Raw genomic sequence first — 18,683 nt, 5'->3', positions numbered from 1 at the left:
GCTCTACCATAGGACTGGCAATGCTTTTGGGGTGTGTCACTCCTTATACTACCACGAGAGTGACAAAAGAGGGATAATCGCCAAAAATTAGCAGTGGGGCTTGTGCGTAAGTGCTAATCTGGTACTGTTCTTAACCCTATCCGTACAGATTAAAAACCTTGGCTAAACAGCGACTAGACACATTATTGGTCAGCCTAGATTTGTGCAGTTCCAGACAGCAAGCTCAGGCCTTGATTCGGACTGGGAAAGTCTCTATCAACCAACAGGTAGTTGACAAACCGGGCACTGAGGTCGATATTTCAGCAAAAATTCAGATCAAAGAGCGATCGCGCTATGTTTCCAGAGGCGGCGACAAATTAGCCAAAGCTTTAGAAGTTTTTGCGATTCCCGTTGCAGGCAGAATTTGTCTCGACGGTGGCATCTCCACAGGCGGTTTTACCGACTGTCTGCTGCAAGCCGGCGCCGCCCTAGTGTACGGCGTAGACGTTGGCTACGGTCAAGCAGATTGGGGCTTGCGTAACGATCCGAGGGTAATTTTGAAAGAACGCACCAATTTGCGGTACATGACTGCTGCTGAGCTTTACGGCGACTCTGCGCGAGCAGATTTGGCGGTAGTAGATGTGTCGTTTATTTCCCTGGATAAGATTTTACCGGCGCTGTGGGAATTGTTGGCACCACCGCGAGAAGCGGTGTTGCTGGTAAAGCCGCAGTTTGAGGTAGGGCGCGAGAGAGTCGGGAAAAAAGGCGTAGTGCGAGACTCAGCAACTCAAGCCGATGCGATTTTTCAAGTGTGGAAGGCAGCCACAGCTTTAGGATGGCAGCAACGCGGCTTAACGTGGTCGCCTTTACTTGGCCCGGCCGGTAATATCGAGTATCTTTTATGGTTGGGGATCGATCGCGAACAAGAAACAGAGCCGAGGGCGATCGAAGAGGATGTTGTGAAGGAACGGATCGCACAAGTCACCAAAGCGGCGGCGCGGGAACTTGTCGATCGATTGTAGATTTTACATTTTTAGATTGATTTCAAGATGTCAAGCTAATCTATTTTAAAAGTCAAATTTTGAACTCCCGATTAATCTAAAATTTCAAGTTTTTTTTTCAATTGGACTCCTCAACTTTCACAAGAGTGAATAATTCCATGCAATCATTCAAACAAGCCGGTTCGATTTTACTGTACGTTCTAGGTGCCATCGGGTATGTGGCGATTGTAGCTACTATTGTAGGCGTTTCAATTCTCATCAAGTGGGCAGCTCTGCTACTGGCAGACAAATTATTATATACAATTTTGATTATCGGCGATTTGTTGAGGGGTATCGAAATTATTGAACTGTTAAATATATTGGTATTTGCTTTTATCGGTATGGGAGTGGGTGTGGCGACAAGACTTTTACACCCTCAATACGGTCGCAAAATTAGTGCTGCTGTGTTGATAGTTATAGTTCCCTTAGTTTTCATGATTACGCCAGCCATTCGATATAATTCTTGGCTGGAAAAAGTGGAAGAATCGGATAAATTATCGCCTCCGCAAACTGCAACCTTAACTAACTCATTTTTGAATAGAAAAGTAGGATTGCCAGGTTTTATCGGTTATTACGTATATACTGGTCAGTTTCCGGTTATTCCGACGAAACAATCGGAGATGAAAGACCTTGACAGCTTTGAAAAAAAAGTTAATTCCAGATTTGTACAGTTCACTGGTATTGCTCCGACTATTGTTTCTTGGTCAATGCGGGTTTGTTTTTGGCTGATTAGAATATTTTACTTTTCTATAGCCGTAATTGCGACGATTGCTCATTTTAGGGAAGGTGTGAGAATCGCGAGACGGTAATACGATTTTCGATTTTCGATTTTCGATTAAAGAAGTGGAAATCACTGATGACTATCGTGCTTTGGAGCTTACCTAAAGTTGGATTCTTTTTTGACAGTTGTATAAGAATACAAGCAGTAGGGTGCGTCAGATCCTACCTCTTCGATTATTCACAAATAACCGTCTGCGGAGGCACCGCACTCAACTACTAGGGCAATTTTTAATTGCCAATTTTAAACTCTTGCTGCAAGCGATCGATAATTGTATTACGCTCGATGGTGGCGAGAATTTCTTGAATTACCGTATCTTGCCCCAGGGGGCCCCAGGTGCAGCCTTTTTCTAAATAAACTTGGGCGGCGCGACCGACAGCGTAGGTTCCATAAGCTGCTAAACTAGCTTGAGTGACAGCAACTCCGGCAAAAGTAGAAAAGCCGATGTGCGGGGCCGCAGCCGCCGCACTTTTGCCAAATCCCAACAGAAAACTGCTACCCAATTCTCCCAAAAGTACGCCGCCAGCACTGGAGAAAATAGTCTGCCAAAGTTTCCCGGCTTCGTAACCAGTCATGGGTAAGCCGTAAAGTCTGGATAAAGAGCGAATTAAAGCTAAATCTGCGACACTTGCTCCCATTACATCCAAGAATGCCACTGGATTTAAACCGACAGCTAAAGCTTTATATTTTGCAAATTGCCAGATTAAATCTTCGGCTTCTGTTTGCCGCAATTTGAGAACGTGACGGGCAATGTGTGCTTCGGCATCTCTAGCTTCAACTAAAGCATTTAGAGCGAGGAGCGATCGACCTTCTCTGTTAAGAATGGTGAGAATTTTATTTTTTAGTTCGTCTATCTGCGCGGGCGGCGACTCCCATTCGTAAGTGACTCTTCCGTCGGACCATTCCACCCGCACTTGCACCGGCGCTGGTTCGGCAGCTACCATAACTATTTCTAAAGATTTGGAAGTTTTAGCGGGTGATTTTGCAGTAGATTTATCTGAGGAGTTGTTTGGGGGTTCGGACAAATTTTCGCTATCTGTTTCCTCTGTTACCGCAGCGGCTGCTAACTGTTCAGAATTTCCCAGCGCTTGCAAACTTTGGTAAATAGCTTTTCTGTCTAATTCTGGATAAAGATCAATTTTATTAAAAACTAAAATTACCGGCTTTTGAGCTGTTTGCAATTCGCACAGTGCTTGATATTCAGTTCGGGTGATATCGCCTGCAACCACAAACAGAATTAAGTCAGCTTGGCGAGTTACTTGTTTCGCCATTTCGCCGCGCACTTCGCCGCCAACTTCATCAAGTCCGGGAGTATCGATTAATTCAACTTGCACCCCTCCTTTCCCCCCCTTTTCAAGGGGGGGTTGGGGGGATTGGTCGTTGTCAAGGAAGGATAAAGGCACACTCCAGCGCACGGAACGCGGCCACTGAGTCACGCCGTTGAGAGGGCCTGTTTGCAGAATTTTGTGACCTAAAAGCGCGTTTAATACGGCTGACTTGCCACGGCTGACTAAGCCGAAAGTAGCAATGCGGATTATGTTGTGGTCTAGTTTTTCGGAGGTGGAAGTTAAGATATCTAGCTGATATTGCAGCGCCGCTTCTAATTCAGTATTATTCGAGTTTTTTTTCCCTTGGCGCAGGTGGGAATAGCGTGCCAGGGCTTCGCGCAAACTGGCGCGGGCAAGAGATAAGCGATTTTCTTGAAGGGAATTGTCAGCCATTGGCGATCGGCTTTTTTAAGCAGGTATAATTGATCGTCGAATTATAAATCCTATTTCTTATTTTAATACACTTTTTCATAAATTTATAATTTTTCAGTTGTGAGTTTTCCAAAAAATATTGAACGGGATAGCCCGCCCGTTCCACAATAACAAAAAATTTTTGTGGAACAGGTATCTTGCCTGTTCTTTTCCCTAACACTAGGCGCCGCCTCGGAAAATTTGATCGACGTTCAGCTCCATATTGGGAAATGTAGGTGAAATAATGCGATCGCTCCCTCTGAACTGTGTAATTCTATACTCTCCGTCCACAAGCTGGCAAACCGAGATGGTGGGTTCTTTGGGGTCGCCAATATGACGTATTCCGCCCAATGCAGCATAATCCGCAATCCAATATTCGAGGATGCCCATCATTTCGTAATCTGCCAACTTTTTGAGATAATCGTCGCGCCAGTTGGTACTGACAACTTCAACAAGTAGCGGGATAGATGTTCCTTGGGTGATTGTTGCTGACTTAAACCATAAGGGCTCCGACGCTAAAGCCTGACGGTTTAATAGCAAAACATCAGGAATATATCCTGTATCTTTAGCTGGAGGCTTAACTAGCGCTTTCGAGGGAATGCGGTATGGAAGTTGCAGTTGGGTGTAGAGCAGCGTAAATTCTTGAACAAGGTATGCTGTGATATCTTCGTGTTCTCCTGTTGGCTGCATTTCAACCATTACCCCGTCGTGAAGTTCGTAGCATCTGTTCTCGGCTTTGTCTTCTAGAAATTCTTCAAAGGTTAGTATTTTGGGTTGAGTTTGTATCATCGTGCAAAGTTTATTTGATTGTATAACAGAAGGCAGAAGGAAGAAGGAAAATATTAACTGGTTGCCTGGTTCTGCCGTGGAACAAGCAAGATGCCTGTTCCACAACAGAAAAACTGTCTTGTGCAACAGGCATCTTGCCTGTTCCTTTATTTTACTTAATTGGCCGCCGACTTAACGGTTTCGGACCCAGATACCTGAGATGAAAGGCGACTCGCCACTTGGTTGACGAAAGATTGCAAGAAGGAAACTTGCTGATTTTGCGTAAATACTGCTTGCAAAGTTTTAGTCAACTGGTCGAGATTGAAAATGCCTTTGGGAGCATTTTCCAGTTCTTGACTTTGGAAATATTCAATTAAACTCAGTCCTGCTATTCTGGTAAAATATGCTGCACTAATTCCCTGCACAGCGCCTCCTGCTACATAGGTGACGGCATTGCTTTTCAGCAGTCCAGTAATAGTTTGGGTAGACAGTTCTACTAATCCCAATTTAAACATTTGATTAGCTAAAGTACCCGCTACTGTCTTAGCTTGGTCTAAGGAAAACTGTTGCTGGTAGATGGCACCGAGGTCGATGACGAGTTGGGTGCTGATGGCGGTTGTTGCTAGCAAGTCTAAAGCGGGAACCGGGTTAGTAAAGACGGCGGCGGCGGCGATGTACTGATATTGTTCGATAATGGGAATTGCCCGATCGCGCCTGACTGCATTTAATAAGGTTTTTGCCTCTAGCTTGATACTTGCAGCCTCGCGCACTGCACTCGCCCAGACCAACTGTTGCCGTTCTTCAGTTAAGATTTTAGTCAATCTTTCCGTCAGCCCGTCGAGTTGAGAGACTTGATTTTCGATGCGTTCTTGAACAGTGCCGTCCGCTTGGTGCCGGCGCACTTTAATAGATTTGGGAGAAGCTGCGATCGCAATTATCTCTTCTGTCCCCAATATTCCTTGCATTTTCTGCTGCAAAGAGTGCAAAACCTGCGACTGCTGTTCAGGTAAATATTGGTCTAATTTGTTCCAGACTAGCAGCACGCGCTGACCGGCGGACGCTAGCTGAGATAATGTTTTAAATTCGGAATCTGTGATGTCGCCCGCTGTCACAAACAGCACTAAATCACCGCCGATTTTGGCATCGGCATTTGTATTAGCAAACAGCGCTGCTGTTTCTTGTAAACTAAGCTTTTGCGGGTGTTGAGAGGCCCAATTAGAATTTAAAACTTGAATTAAGGCACTTTTGCCGACAGCTTTGCCGCCAGTTACGGTAATCCGTAAATCTTGTCTGTCTAATTCTGCTCTAAGCCGATCGAGCTTTGCTGTTAGATTAGCAGGGTCGGCAGAGTTTGGAGCTTCTGAAGCCAGCAATTTAATTGCGGTTTCTGAAGCCGCGATCGCTTTTTCGGCTGCTTCCCTGTTGGCCAAGGGTTGCGGGAGTGCGAGTTCTAGTTTGGGGGATTGTTGCTTCCACCACCAATACCCCGCACCGGCAGCCGCCAAGCCGATGAGTGCCGTTTCGCCCATTTCTGAACCCGAATGCTGTAGAGTTTCCAGCAGCCACAGCGCTGCTGAAAGTCCTATTCCGCCTATCAAAATCGGTCGCCGCAAGTTAAGTGTCATTTTTCCCTTCCTGTGGGTATTGTCGCCAAGCTTAACCTTACCGGGCTTGGCCTCCCTCCCTCTATTCCATCGTACCTCTGTGGCATCCAAACTGGCAGGCGGGCGATCCGACTTTTTGCGATCGGGATTTGCGGCCCCGGCGACAATCAACTTTTTGTACTTCTACAAAGAGGGAATGAAGGGCTGAAGCCCTCATTACAAACCCATAGATTTTTACAGGATGTTGCCAACAGAATAGTTAATTTTTGCTTGATTTTGATAATGCTTGAAACTGCGCTTCAAAAATATCAATTATTTGTTTGGGAATTGCTCGCGGGCGCATGGTGGTAACTTCAACCCAAACCCAAAGCGCCTCTGCTTTTAACAAGATTTCGTCACTTCCAGCTAAGCGAATTTCGTAGCGGCGGACAGCGCGCGGGCCGCGCATTTGTTCGATCCAAGTGGATATCTCCAATCGATTGCCCGCAGCAGCCGATCGCAAATAGTCAATCTCTATCCGCCGCATTACAAAGAGGCCGCCCAGTTCCCGGTAGCGATCGAGTGTAAATCCCAAGTGTTCTAAATGTTCGATCGCAGCGTGTTCTAAATAATGCTGGTAAACAGCATTATTTACATGACCGAGGGCGTCCATTTCATAATGTCGGACTCTAATTTCTGTAGTAAATGGTGTCAATTTCTCACCTTTCCACTTGTTGCGGTATTTTGTAGTTCCGAGTGCGATCGCACTCGGGGTCGATACTCGCTCGGAACTAATTGCAAGGTACACTAATCATAGTTGAAACGCCACTACTTCCAGGTTAATATTAGTCGTGGAAGCACGGCCGGTGAGCACCTTGGTTTTTTCACAATACACTGGCTTAAAACCCTCAGTCTCGGTTAACCCAGTTTCGTGGTTCTGAGTGCGTCCCCGACTAAAACTTTGAGAAATCGGACGGGTAATTGTTTAGTCTCCCAGACAAATCCCTAAACCGCGGGCCGTTTTAACCAGAGTACCATTGAACTCTACAGGTCTGTATTTGGCGATCGCATCTTCCAGAGGAACGCTCACAACTTCCCGCTTTTGCCAAGATACCATGCAGTCGTATTTCTCTTCGGCAACTAAATCAACTGCTGCCACGCCAAAAGCCGAAGCAATTAATCTTTCTAGCGGTGAAGGAGTTCCCCCGCGTTGAGTGTGTCCCAAAACGGTGACGCGAGTTTCTGCACCGCTGCAGTCAGAAATTGTATCAGCTAAATACTGACCAATTCCGCCTAATCGACTTTGACCTAAGCGATTTGTGTGCATTACTAACTCGCCTGCTTCTGTCCGAACTGCCTCCGCTACTATAATTAAACAGTAGTTTTTTCCCCGGTCTTGGCGTTCTTGAATTTGGGCACAGATTTGGGAAATTTTGTAAGGGATTTCCGGAATCAGAATTATATCAGCTCCCCCAGAAATTCCGGCACTAATCGCAATATGTCCAGCGTCGCGTCCCATGACTTCAACAATCATAACCCGACTGTGACTGGCCGCAGTAAAATGCAAGCGATCTAGTGCTTCAGTAGCAATATTGACAGCCGTATCAAAACCGATGGAACGCTCGGTAATTCCGACATCATTATCAATAGTTTTAGGAATAGCAACTAAATTCAAATTACCTTGTTGAGCAATCTTCCTGAGAATGGCGAGACTGCCATCGCCACCAATGCCAATTAAGGCATCCAAACCTAGGTGGTGATAGCCTTCGATAATGTCCTCAGAACAATCGCGTAGAGTCCCATCAGACATCGGGAAGGCAAAAGGATTGCCCTCATTTGTCGTGCCTAGCATCGTACCGCCAATGGTGAGCCACGAGTCTACTTTCTCAATATCCAAGGGAATTGCTTGAGGGGGACGACTCATCAATCCCTTGGTGGCTTGACGAATGCCCATCACTTTCCAATTGTAAGTTCCCGTTGCGCGGTGGACAACGGCTCGGATAACTGCGTTTAAGCCTGCACAGTCACCCCCGCTGGTGAGGATACCGATACATTTTTGTTCTCCCATAATTAATGCCCGACTTTTGTTACTAAGAACATGACTTGATTTTTTTAGATCCCGATCGTCTAATCCTTATTTCCGACCTAAATAGGTAGGCGAAAATAAACTTTACCCTGTAACAGAATGTAAAGCAATCATAACTTTTGTGATTACTTTTATAAGATCTCGCTCCTTTGGGGAGCGTTTCACTCACTTTTGACTACTTATGTATTTTCAAGCTTCATCGACCTAATGGAGTGCCTCATTTCTGACGATCCCACAAGTTCGATCGCCAACTAAGTAGCATCGCCAATCACCGTCTCCAACAAAACATCAATTTTACTTGGGATTGAGGCGTTTAGAAACTTGGTTAATTATACCGCTGAGAATAGCACCGCCCATAAGAATTCCGAGGGCGGGATTAAATACGGGCTGCCAGAGACTGTACCACAAATCAAAACCGAGATTCACCCCTGTCGATCGACCTGCTACTGCGATCGCAAACCACGCAAAACTGGCAAAGACGAAAAATACATCAGCTACTAAAATCAAGTTGAGAAAGTTAAGAAATTTATCTTTCATTGTCGAGGGTTCCTTTTGAGTGTATATGTGTCAAGTTTTGGCAAGCGGTTGGTAATGGAGCGGATCGATCGCTGCAACTGGCGATCGAATAAAGATAAAATATCATTCAATTGTTTTCGCGCACAGGCTGTCAAAATATGGTTCGCTATACACTTCCTCAAAGCCCCGAAATTATTTTAACTGTCAAAGGGAAAGATTCAGCCAAAGCCCGGGAAGAAGCGATGGATCGGCTGATGGATCTCATGGATGAGGGCAAGCTGCCTACGGAACTCGTGGAGGGATTTGGGCCCAAGCAGTTTGTTGAAGTTAAGGATATCGAAGATGCTGCGTCTGACGGCGAGGACGCGATTACTGAAGCAGTCCAGATTTTGAGCAATTTAGCAAGTCTCAAATTGAAAGTCATGGAATCCCGGGAAGAAGCACTCAAAATCCGGGCGGCGATCGACATTTTATTTACAGATGAGGCTGTGACGGCCGAGGAAATTGGTCGTTTGAAAGATGGTTTCAAGGTTCTCAAAAATTTTGCTCAAGCTAACGTCCGCTATCGAGAAGCTAGAAGTAAAGCCGAAGAAGCGCGGGCTATTCTCGACGAAGCTTTGCAATCTGTCGAACCGGAAAACAAGGCGCAGAAATCCCCAAAATAGTAGGAGGTTGCATTGAAACTCACATCTTGCACCATTCTCAAAAACAGGCATCTTGCCTGTTCCACAAGAAAATTTAATGTATATTGCGGAACAGGCATCTTGCCTGTTCATAAAAAGCTTATTGACAATGGTGCAACATCTGAGTTTAAACCTATTTCTGTCATTGCGAGCGGAAACGAAGCAATCGCAAACCTCGGCGATTGCTTCGTTTCTTTATTCGGACATACAATAACTCTGCTGCAAGACATAATATTAAGTTTGTCCACATTGAAATCAGGAAAAAATTGTGAGCCAACAACAAACAGGAATTCTCAGAAACTCGATGTCAGGCAGCTTGCTGCTGGCTAAACAGTTAGGTTTTGAACCCAAAACTGTGATTGATGTCGGCGCGGCATTGGGAACTTTTAACCTTTACGAAACTTTTCCCAATTCGCGACATTTGCTAATTGAGCCGATCGCCGAAAATGAACCTTACCTCGCCAAAATTTGCCGCAAGCTCAAAAGTGCAGAATACATTATTGCAGCCGCGAGCAAAGAATCGGGAGTTTTCACCCTCAACGTCAGTCCCGGTATGGTGCATTCTTCACTTTCTGAAAATCGCGTTACTGACAGCAGCGATCCTTATTTGAGAAAAATACCAGCAATTACCCTGGATGGAATATGCAGGGAAAGAAATTTGCCAGGCCCGTATTTAATTAAAGTTGATGTAGACGGACAGGAATTAGATGTTTTAGCAGGCGCAACTGAGATTTTGCAGCAGACTGAATATGTAATTGTAGAAGTTACTTTGTTCGGTCAGATGTATGATGTAATGAGTTTTATGAAGTCCCAAGGATTCGCAGCTTACGATATTGTTGATTTGTCATATCGCCCGATTGATAAGGCTCTGTGGCAAGTTGACATGGCTTTTGTTAAGGAATCCGGTCACTTCAGAAGAGAGAGGGGTTTCGCAACAGGAGAGCAGGATATCGAAGCACTTAACTCGCATCTCAAAGCTTATCGGGAAAGTTTCATGAAATACATTGACACTCATTACAGCGACCCAGTAGAGCCGGAACCGCAGGTTAATCAAGCTATTTTGGGCGAAGATTATGTTATTATTTAACTCAACTTTCTTCCATCTGATAAGTAGGTAAGCAGGAGTAAACAGAGCTATTTGACAGTATATAAACCACCGTAAATTAGACAAATTTATGGTCTTTGGCTACTTGATAATTGTTTAATAATTGTTTTTGCATCGCCTCCAAACTTACTAAATTCTGGTCGCACTTCGCACTTAATTTAATTAACCCTCAATATCTAAGAAATTGGTTTTCTAAATGCTGATATTGCGGTTTATAAGCTTGCAATCTGCTGTAAGTTGGCTTTCATTAGATATTAAAAAGTGGTAAGGCCCTAATGTCTGCCTCACCAGGATAGAAACATCAATGCAGCTAAAAACATTACAGATCAAGGTTTACGAATTTGAGACGTAGGGCATACCTCCGTAGCTTCTGGAGCTAGAGTAAGACTAAGTAAAGGCACTGCTTTTACTTGGTATCAAGCTGTGAAGGAAGAATTCCCCGTCAAGCTACGCTGTGACGGGGGAGCCTCAACTACCCCAATTAATTCCAAGGCGCTTTTGTTGTGAATCGTTGAGTTGCTGGAGGTCGAAGCTGTCAGCCCTCAACCTATGGACGCTTTCAATGGTAGTTCTTGATTGCAAGGTATTGCTGCCAAAATATAGTAGATGTCATATTCTTTGAAGCACTTTTATATTCTCTACTTACGGATGACTATTCAATACTACTTTCACCAGCAAATTTAAACCATTGAGTCAAAAGGTTAATACCAGCTAATCTGTCTTATATATCATTTTAATTATTATAATTTTGCGTAAAGTTTAAACTGTTTAATTCCCCGACTTAGAGGTGATAGTTTTTAAGAAAATTTTAGTTTTTTATATAGGCTTACAAAGTTTTGGCAAGCCTTTCTACCTGATGAGAATTAAATTTTGATAAAGACTCAATTATTACTTTTATAAAATGCTGATCAGATATTTTTAAGTCGTGGATAAAGGGATTGATATCGCATCCAAGCCTCTTCTAGGGTTGGATCAACTGATTGCGGACTTGCAGCAAGCGTTGGTGCGGCTACCATTTTGATGGTGTCATTAGCATCTGCGTATACACCAATTCCGATACCCGCCAGTAGAGCAGCACCACGCGCGGAAGCAGCAGCAACTGTAGTTGTATAGAGGGGTATTCTCAATACATCAGTCAGTAATTGTTGCCAAGGCATTTCTGCCGTTCCACCGCCTGCTAAACGCACTTCTGTGGCTTTAAAACCTGTTGCCTCAAGTGCCTCAAAACCTTGTCGCAAGGCAAAAGCAACTCCCTCTAAAGCTGCCCGCATCAAGTGCCCCTGTGTGTGATGAAGTCCCAGCCCCACCCATGCGCCGCGTACATAAGGGTCAAGGTGTGGAGTTCGCTCACCCGTGAGGTATGGCAAAAATGTCAATCCTTCACATCCTGGGGAAACAGAAAACGCTTTAGTATAAACTTGCTGCCAGCTCAAGCCGAGGATACCTCGCACCCACTCAAGCGCTAACCCCGCATTTTGCATGGCTGCAAGGCTGTACCACTGGTTCGGTACGGCGGCTAGATAGAGATGTGTACGACCATGACGATCGATAATTGGTTGCGATCGAGGTGTAATAATTTGAGCGCCTGTGCCGATCGTTAGTTGAACCAAACCAGGCTCTAGTAGTCCGTTACCAAGTGCCGCCGCTGCGGTATCCGCAGCACCAGCGATAACCGGTAAGCCAACAGGTAAGCCGAGATGCTCTGAAGCAATAGTTGTTAGGTAGCCGGAGATCGCACTTGAGGGGATAATTTTTGGTAACCAATCACCACGTAGATTCAGCGCCCCGATTGCTTCCCCAGCCCAGTTGTCCGACACAACATCGTAAAGCAAAGTACCGCTAGCATCAGATGGTTCGGTTGCAACTTCTCCAGTCAACCGTAACCGCAGCCAATCTTTTGGCTGAAGTGCCCAACGCGCTTCGGTGTAGACAGTAGCCTCGTGTTCTCGTAGCCACAACAAAGTTGGACCCGCCATTCCAGCCGTAATCGGGTTGCCCAAGCGCTCTAGAATAGCGGCATCGAGCGAATGATAAGCGCTAAGCGCGGCACTAGAGCGAGTATCTGCCCAGAGGATAGCAGGACGCAGGGGCTGACCAGACTGCGAAGCTAGGACAACACCGTGCATTTGTCCTGAAAGTGCGATCGCCTGTACCCGATCAGCGTGATTTCCCACTGCCTTCCTCACAGCCGAGGCAACAGCTAACCACCAATCCCCTGGTTCCGACTCAGCCCATCCAGGGTGGGGTGCATGAACAGGATAAGAGCTTGATGCTTCACCTATAGTGGTTCCGTCTGTCGCTAGAAGCAATGCCTTAGCAGAGCCTGTTCCTAAATCTATGCCAAGCAGCATTAGGCTAATCCTCAAATCATTCAGTGTCTCAGCAAACGGGCGATCGCTTTTACCAATTCCTCATGTTCAAAAGGCTTCGAGATATGCACCTGAAATCCGGCAGCTAAGGCTTGCTGCTGATTGATTTCTCCAGCATAGGCAGTAAGTGCGATCGCAGGAACCGTGCCTCCCTGTTGGGGCGACCACTTTCTAATTTGTCGAATCAGGGCATAACCATCCATCTCTGGCATTCCAATGTCACATAAGAGCAGATCGGGGACAGATTGATTCAGGAGGGTCAACGCCTGTACCCCCGAAGCGGCTGTCGTAACTTGTGCGCCAGATTGCATCAGGGTGAATGCTGCTAACTCCCGCATATCGGCATCGTCGTCCACAACCAAGACCCGAACACCTGCTAAGTCGTCTGCCGCACTTTCTGCGTGCCTGTCATCAGAAGAGGGTTCCGGCTCTACGATGTTTAACGGTAGCCGGATGGTAAATGTAGCCCCTAAGTTCTGTCCTAAGCTGTCTGCTTGAACGGTTCCTCCATGCAGTTCGGTAAAATGACGGACGATCGCTAGTCCCAATCCCAATCCGCCGAATTGTCGGGTTGTTGTACCATCTTCTTGACGGAAGTAGTCAAACACATGGGGTAAGAAGTCTCGTCTGATGCCTTTTCCAGTATCTTTGACTTGAATCTGAGCATACATACCAACCTGTTCTAGTTGCACCTCGACTCGTCCTCCGGTTGGGGTGAACTTCACAGCATTGGAGAGGAGGTTCCAGACTACTTGTTGGAGGCGATTGGTATCGCCTGAAACCGTTCCTGAAATAGGATTAAATGTAGTCTGGATTTGAATGTGTTTGGCTTCGGCTGCCAGTCGTACCGTTTCCCGTGCAGCCTCAATCATTGCCGCTAGATTCACAGGAGCGACGTTAAACGTCATTTTTCCTTGCAGAATGCGCGAGACATCCAATAAGTCCTCAATTAATTGAGCTTGCAGCTTGGCATTGCGTTCGATCGTTTCCAGGGCTTGCTGGGTTTTTGTGGTATCTAGTCGCCCAGTTCGCAGCAATTTTGTCCAGCCCAGAATTGGATTGAGAGGCGATCGCAACTCGTGGGACAATACCGCTAAGAATTCGTCTTTAATCCGGTTAGCGGCTTCTGCTTTTGTGCGATCGCGTTGAGCTACCCGGTACAACTGAGCATTGTCGATCGCCAAAGAAGCACGACGAGCCAATTCCTCTGCCAGTTGCAAATCTGCTGAGGTATACCGTCGTCCAGATTCGGCTGAGATAAAGGAAATGACCCCTAGAATTCGTGCCTGAGTTCGTAATGGCACCGTCATTACCGATTGGAATCCAACCTGCCGCAGAATTTCTAAATGCTCTGAGTCACGCGCTGCGTGTACTAACAGTTCATCCGGAATCTCCGGCACAAAATCCGGTTGTCCAGTTCGCAATGTGTATGCAGCACCGCGAGGGTCATCCGGGTTCAGAGGATACTTGTCTCTAATCTGATATGCCCATGAAAGCTTGGCAGGGTCGATGTGAGCAACCGCAATCTGCTCGATCGCACCATCCTCTTCTATGATGTGAACCGTACACCAGTCGGCTAATTCCGGTACTGTAAGCTGCGCGACTCGCTCTAGAGTCGTTTGATAATCGAGTGAGGATGCAAGCACTGCACTCGCCTCAGAGAGAAAGCCTTGGGCACGTTCTAAATGCACCCGTTCCGTCACATCTACCACATAAACTAGAACGCCTTCTACCTGGCTAGTTGAGTTAACCGTTGGGAGATAGTAAACATTGTAGTAACCGGGACGGCGATCGCTGCGTGCGGGAACATTCACCGCAAAGTTCGGTGAGATGAAAGGATTCCCTGTTGTGTAAATCCGATCGAAGACTTCGACTAATTTGGGATCGAACTGACTAAAAAGTTCTCGAATTGAAGAGCCTAAGTGCTGCTCGCGGGTTAATCCATTAATTTCTGCTAATGCTTCGTTGATGGCAATAAATCGCTGCTTTTCATCTAACAGAGCAAGTCCAATGGGTGATGTTTCAAAGATGGTTTCCAGTTGGCGCTGTGCGGCTTCTGCTTCGGAGCGTGCAAGGCGCTCGCGTTCTAACAGTTGTTCCCGTTCTTGTTCTGCTTGCTTGCGCTCCGTCACATCCAGCACCAGCGATAATACCGAAATCATCCGTCCCGACTCGTCCCTGAGACTGGAGTTATACCACTCGCAATGCACAATGTTGCGATCTTCGGTGTAATTGCGATTGTATGAAAAAATATGGGGTTCTTCGCCATAGACCAGCCGTTGGCAGACTTGAGCAACTGCTTCCAGGTCTTCCTCAAAGACAAAAGGTATCTCTGTTAAATATCTGCCCAGCATTTCTTCGGCTTTCCAGCCCAAAATGCGCTCTGCACCAGCAGACCACCGAATGAGTCGAAAGTCTCGATCCCATTCAACCACTGCCATTGGAGAGTTTTCAACATGGAAGTTGAGCTTTTGTAGGGCTTGACGCAACGCCTCTTCTGCTTGCTTGCGTTGTGTGATATCGATGACGACGCCGATCGAGTGCTTGGGATTTCCCTGAACATCATAAGTAAAATTTCCTCTCGCTTCCACCCAGTGAACCGAGCCATCTGACCAACAGAGGCGATATTCATGGTGATACTCTTCCTTTTCAGCTATGGCTTGCTGAAATTTCGCCTCAGCTTGTGCTAGGTCATCGGGATGAACCCGACTTGCCCAAACCTTATAGCCCGGTTCGCACTCATTCGGTTTTAGCCCTAGTATCGTGAAGTGACCTTCTGACCAAAGCAAGGCATTGGTCTGTATGTCCCAGTCCCAGGTTCCCATGCGTCCAACCTTCAGAGCGAGTTGCAGGTGAGCTTCACTTTCTCGCAATTCCGCTTCTGCCCGCGATCGCTCCACGGCTAGCCAGGTTTTTTCGGCAATGCGCTCCATCAGCACCACATCTTCCTCGGTCCATTGGCGAACAGAGACATGGTGCAACACCAACAATGCAACAAATCGCCCTTCTTTCACCAATGGAACACATAGGAGAGATTGGGTTTGAATTGCGTCAAAGGTAGCAGCCGCCGATCCGGCAGTCCTAGGATCGCGAGCGACATCATCTACGACAATAGTTTTGCCCTGCTTTAATTCAGCAATAAGTTCAGGGCCAAACGAATCCATGTGATGTCTACCCACCACGCTGATGACACCATTGCAATAGTCGCGATCGACGATGACATATTCCTGAGTAGAATCAATTTCGCCGTAGGTACAGCGAGTGACATTGAGGTGCTCTCCTGCGGAGCTAACCACCCGCCACATAATTTCCTTCGAGTCTTGAATGACACGAATCGCGTCATTCAGTTCAATCAAAAACTGCTGCTGCCGTTCTTTTTCCTGTAGCTCTGCCAGCAGTGACTCAATCTGTCGCCGAGCCTGAACTTCGGCTGTCACGTCAATGTTATAAATCAACACACCCTGAATGGTTCCCTCAGCATCCCGCCAAGGCGCAAAGATGTAGTTGAAGAATCCATCTTGCAACACACCATCACTGTTTCGATCCCAGTAAGCAGGCGACTCATTTCCAATGAACGGTTCTCCCGTCCGGTAAACGCGATCGAGCGCTTCAAAGTAAATTTGTCCCTCTAGCTCGGGGAAAACGTCCCGCATTGATTTCCCGATAATGTCTGAAGTGCGCCCAGCCACTTGCAGATAGCTTGGATTGGCAAATTCATACACGAGATCGGAACCTTTAACAATGCCAATCATGGCGGGGAACTGCATCAGGATGTCATACAACCGCTTGCGTTCGCTTTCTGCTTCGAGTCGGGCAGTTTGTTCTCGTTTTAAAAGGCGATCGCGCTCCGCTTCCATTTGTTTGCGCTCTGTGATATCAACCGAAACGCCAATCATGCGAACTCCCCGTCCAGTTTCATCCAGATAAACTTGTCCCTGACTATTGATCCAGCGCACAACGCCGTCCGGACAAATTACCCGATACTCCTGCATATAGGACTGTTCTCCAGCACTTGCCCGTTGGGTCGCTTGGATCACCCGTTGTCGATCATCTGGATGAATGAGCGCAAAAAAGTCTTCTCCTGTGCCTTCGTGAAGACCCCAAACCTCTAGAGCATTACCAGAACACACCACCTCATTGGTCTGCAAATCCATATCCCAGACAAATATCTGAGCTGCCGTCAGTGCCAATTGCAGGCGTTCTTCGCTCTCTCGTAATGCCTGTTCAACCTGTTTGTAATCCGTCACATCACGAGCAATACTCAGCACTGATACAACAGAATCATCACTGGCAAATTCGGGGACAATACGTGCCTGATACCATCGAATACTATTTAGAGTCGGAAACTTAAATTCAATCGTCTGTTCCTGCCCTGTTGCAAAAACTTGCCGTAAACTATCATGCCATAAACGATTGAGGTCTTCTGGCATTCCTAGCTCAACATTGGTCTTGCCAACAAATTCCCCTGATGGAATACCTGTTACCAGTTCTACAGAAGGGCTGACATAAATATGGCGAAATTCTGCATCAAAACGGGTAATAATGTCTGGGGCATTTTCAGCCACCATCTTGAACTGTTGCTCTCGCTGCCGCAGTTCTGATTCCAAGCGTTTGCGCTCTGTCACATCCCGAAAATAAACTGCGACACCTTCGGCAGATGGGTAGGCATTTGCCTCTATCCAAGACTCGACAGATTCCCCAAATTCTTCCCAGGAAACAGGGACTTGTTCCGTCACTGCCCGATGTAGTTCTCGATAGGGAATTGCACCGACTAGCTCAGGAAAAACATCATTCCAAACGTGCTTTCCCAATAGCTCTTGTGGTGTTTTGTGCAGGATTTTAGCCGCCGCCCGATTCACATAGGTGTAGCGCCAATCGCGATCGAAGGCGACAAAAGCATCCGTAATGCTTTCAAGAATCGTTGCCACCTTGCGCTCAGTTTCTTGGGCAGGGAACAACTGTTCGCATTCAAGAGTGCGGGCAAAGTTTTCAATGACTTCAGAGCGAGAAATTCCTCGCCTGTGAGCCTCTTTATCTAGCGATCGCCATGCTGTATTAGTCAGAGATACGCTCACTCGTTGTTTCGTCTCCGATTTCCAATTGCTAACAAACTTGCCTCTGGCGTCGCGCTTCATGAATATCCATCCGTATGCATACACGGTCTTCTCTATTCAACCTGAGTTACTTCCTCTGGAGAATCCGCCTTAAGATAGATGCTTTGGCAAGAGAGAAGAGAGCAAAGAATGACCTCAATAAATATTGCGCTGTACGGGCTGCTGAATTGGTCTTTGCACTCGTAGACATAGAGCTGGGCTAGGCGGGAGAATCCCACGGGTTTAACGTAGTGCAGCCGTGGCAGTGTCAAATAAGTTTCCTCACGGAGGCGGATGGTGCCTAGGACAATCGGGCTAGCGTTGCTTTAGCACCGAACTCATGCAAACTACGCAACTGGTCAGCAACAGTCTCGACGAAGCGTGGTGAGTGTACTAAATCTCCAAAAATTTCCGGTAGCTTGAGTAATAGTCTGGGATCTAATTCACTCAAACTGGCGCGTTGAGTGAGGATGTCTGCTAATGGGTCATCAAGGGGAATAGGTTGCCATTGTCGATCGTGACTATTGATGTATCTACCCCAAGCAGCAATCGTCTAACTTAAGTAATCCATCGCACCTTCAAGTTGTAATTTATCGCGGAGCGAACCCAAAACAAACTTAGGAATTTTATCCGATCCATTCAGGCTAAAGCGCGGAAGCCTATCGCGAATTTTCGGACGGGAAAACCGTTCAATTAAAGTTTTTTTATAATCGTATAAAAATTTGCAATATTCCTACAGCAAAGATTATTCCTACTCGCAGGCAAATTGTAATTAAGCGGGATGTAAACTTTTTCACTGAAAAACTCTTTTTTTCTGTGACGAGTGTAATGCAGAATTATTGCTGTTGTTTTTTTGGGAATCTATATAAAGATAGGATTCGTGTCAATTTATTACGTTAAAATTCACCTAAATCAACCTCAACAAAAAAGTTTTGGGCGCTGCG

Annotated in this window: 12 protein-coding genes and 1 pseudogene; 4 read left to right on the top strand and 9 right to left on the bottom strand. The window is 46.4% G+C overall.

Annotated features, from left to right (window positions below; translation table 11 throughout):
• Window positions 1–158: 158 nt before the first annotated feature.
• Together QUB25_RS21330 and QUB25_RS21325 are read left to right on the top strand one after the other, a co-directional pair.
• Complete coding sequence (locus QUB25_RS21330; protein WP_333185794.1) at window positions 159–1,001, top strand: TlyA family RNA methyltransferase; 843 nt, start codon at window positions 159–161, stop codon at window positions 999–1,001.
• 137 nt (window positions 1,002–1,138) lie between these two features.
• Window positions 1,139–1,828 (top strand): hypothetical protein, encoded by a 690-nt coding sequence (locus tag QUB25_RS21325; RefSeq protein ID WP_333185791.1) that lies wholly within the window; start codon window positions 1,139–1,141, stop codon window positions 1,826–1,828.
• 199 nt (window positions 1,829–2,027) lie between these two features.
• Here the strand turns inward: QUB25_RS21325 and QUB25_RS21320 are convergent, their stop codons facing one another.
• The 6 genes from QUB25_RS21320 to QUB25_RS21295 form a co-directional block, all read right to left on the bottom strand.
• Window positions 2,028–3,518, bottom strand: a complete 1,491-nt coding sequence (locus QUB25_RS21320) for a DUF697 domain-containing protein (RefSeq protein ID WP_333185788.1) — start codon at window positions 3,516–3,518, stop codon at window positions 2,028–2,030.
• A gap of 198 nt (window positions 3,519–3,716) precedes the next feature.
• Complete coding sequence (locus tag QUB25_RS21315; RefSeq protein WP_333185786.1) at window positions 3,717–4,325, bottom strand: Uma2 family endonuclease; 609 nt, start codon at window positions 4,323–4,325, stop codon at window positions 3,717–3,719.
• A 155-nt stretch (window positions 4,326–4,480) separates the two neighbouring features.
• Window positions 4,481–5,929, bottom strand: a complete 1,449-nt coding sequence (locus QUB25_RS21310; RefSeq protein WP_333185783.1) for a slr1306 family protein — start codon at window positions 5,927–5,929, stop codon at window positions 4,481–4,483.
• Window positions 5,930–6,167: 238 nt separating this feature from the next.
• Window positions 6,168–6,695, bottom strand: a complete 528-nt coding sequence (locus QUB25_RS21305; protein WP_333185780.1) for a thioesterase family protein — start codon at window positions 6,693–6,695, stop codon at window positions 6,168–6,170.
• 177 nt (window positions 6,696–6,872) lie between these two features.
• Complete coding sequence (locus tag QUB25_RS21300; RefSeq protein ID WP_333185777.1) at window positions 6,873–7,955, bottom strand: ATP-dependent 6-phosphofructokinase; 1,083 nt, start codon at window positions 7,953–7,955, stop codon at window positions 6,873–6,875.
• 312 nt (window positions 7,956–8,267) lie between these two features.
• Entirely contained in the window at window positions 8,268–8,510 is a 243-nt protein-coding gene (locus tag QUB25_RS21295) for a hypothetical protein (RefSeq protein WP_190735043.1), read from the bottom strand.
• 137 nt (window positions 8,511–8,647) lie between these two features.
• On the opposite strand from QUB25_RS21295, the gene QUB25_RS21290 reads away from it, so the two are divergent.
• Together QUB25_RS21290 and QUB25_RS21285 are read left to right on the top strand one after the other, a co-directional pair.
• Complete coding sequence (locus QUB25_RS21290; RefSeq protein ID WP_333036072.1) at window positions 8,648–9,154, top strand: hypothetical protein; 507 nt, start codon at window positions 8,648–8,650, stop codon at window positions 9,152–9,154.
• 286 nt (window positions 9,155–9,440) lie between these two features.
• Window positions 9,441–10,259 (top strand): FkbM family methyltransferase, encoded by an 819-nt coding sequence (locus QUB25_RS21285; RefSeq protein WP_333185775.1) that lies wholly within the window; start codon window positions 9,441–9,443, stop codon window positions 10,257–10,259.
• Window positions 10,260–11,185: 926 nt separating this feature from the next.
• On the opposite strand, the gene xylB is transcribed toward QUB25_RS21285, so the two are convergent.
• The 3 genes and pseudogenes from xylB to QUB25_RS29890 all read right to left on the bottom strand — a co-directional run.
• Window positions 11,186–12,628 (bottom strand): xylulokinase, encoded by a 1,443-nt coding sequence (gene xylB / locus QUB25_RS21280; protein ID WP_333185772.1) that lies wholly within the window; start codon window positions 12,626–12,628, stop codon window positions 11,186–11,188.
• Between the two features lie 20 nt (window positions 12,629–12,648).
• The gene (locus tag QUB25_RS21275; RefSeq protein ID WP_445251975.1) at window positions 12,649–17,781 is read right to left on the bottom strand and encodes a PAS domain S-box protein; all 5,133 of its coding nucleotides are present in this window, start codon (window positions 17,779–17,781) and stop codon (window positions 12,649–12,651) included.
• A 259-nt stretch (window positions 17,782–18,040) separates the two neighbouring features.
• Window positions 18,041–18,445: pseudogene (locus tag QUB25_RS29890) on the bottom strand (mannitol dehydrogenase family protein); the annotation flags it as partial.
• Window positions 18,446–18,683: the final 238 nt, after the last annotated feature.

Source organism: Microcoleus sp. B3-D7 (assembly GCF_036705305.1).
In the GTDB taxonomy this organism is placed as follows: Bacteria; Cyanobacteriota; Cyanobacteriia; order Cyanobacteriales; family Microcoleaceae; genus Microcoleus.
The sequence above is the reverse complement of the archived record's forward strand: the minus strand, read 5'-3'. Positions and strand labels throughout refer to the sequence as shown.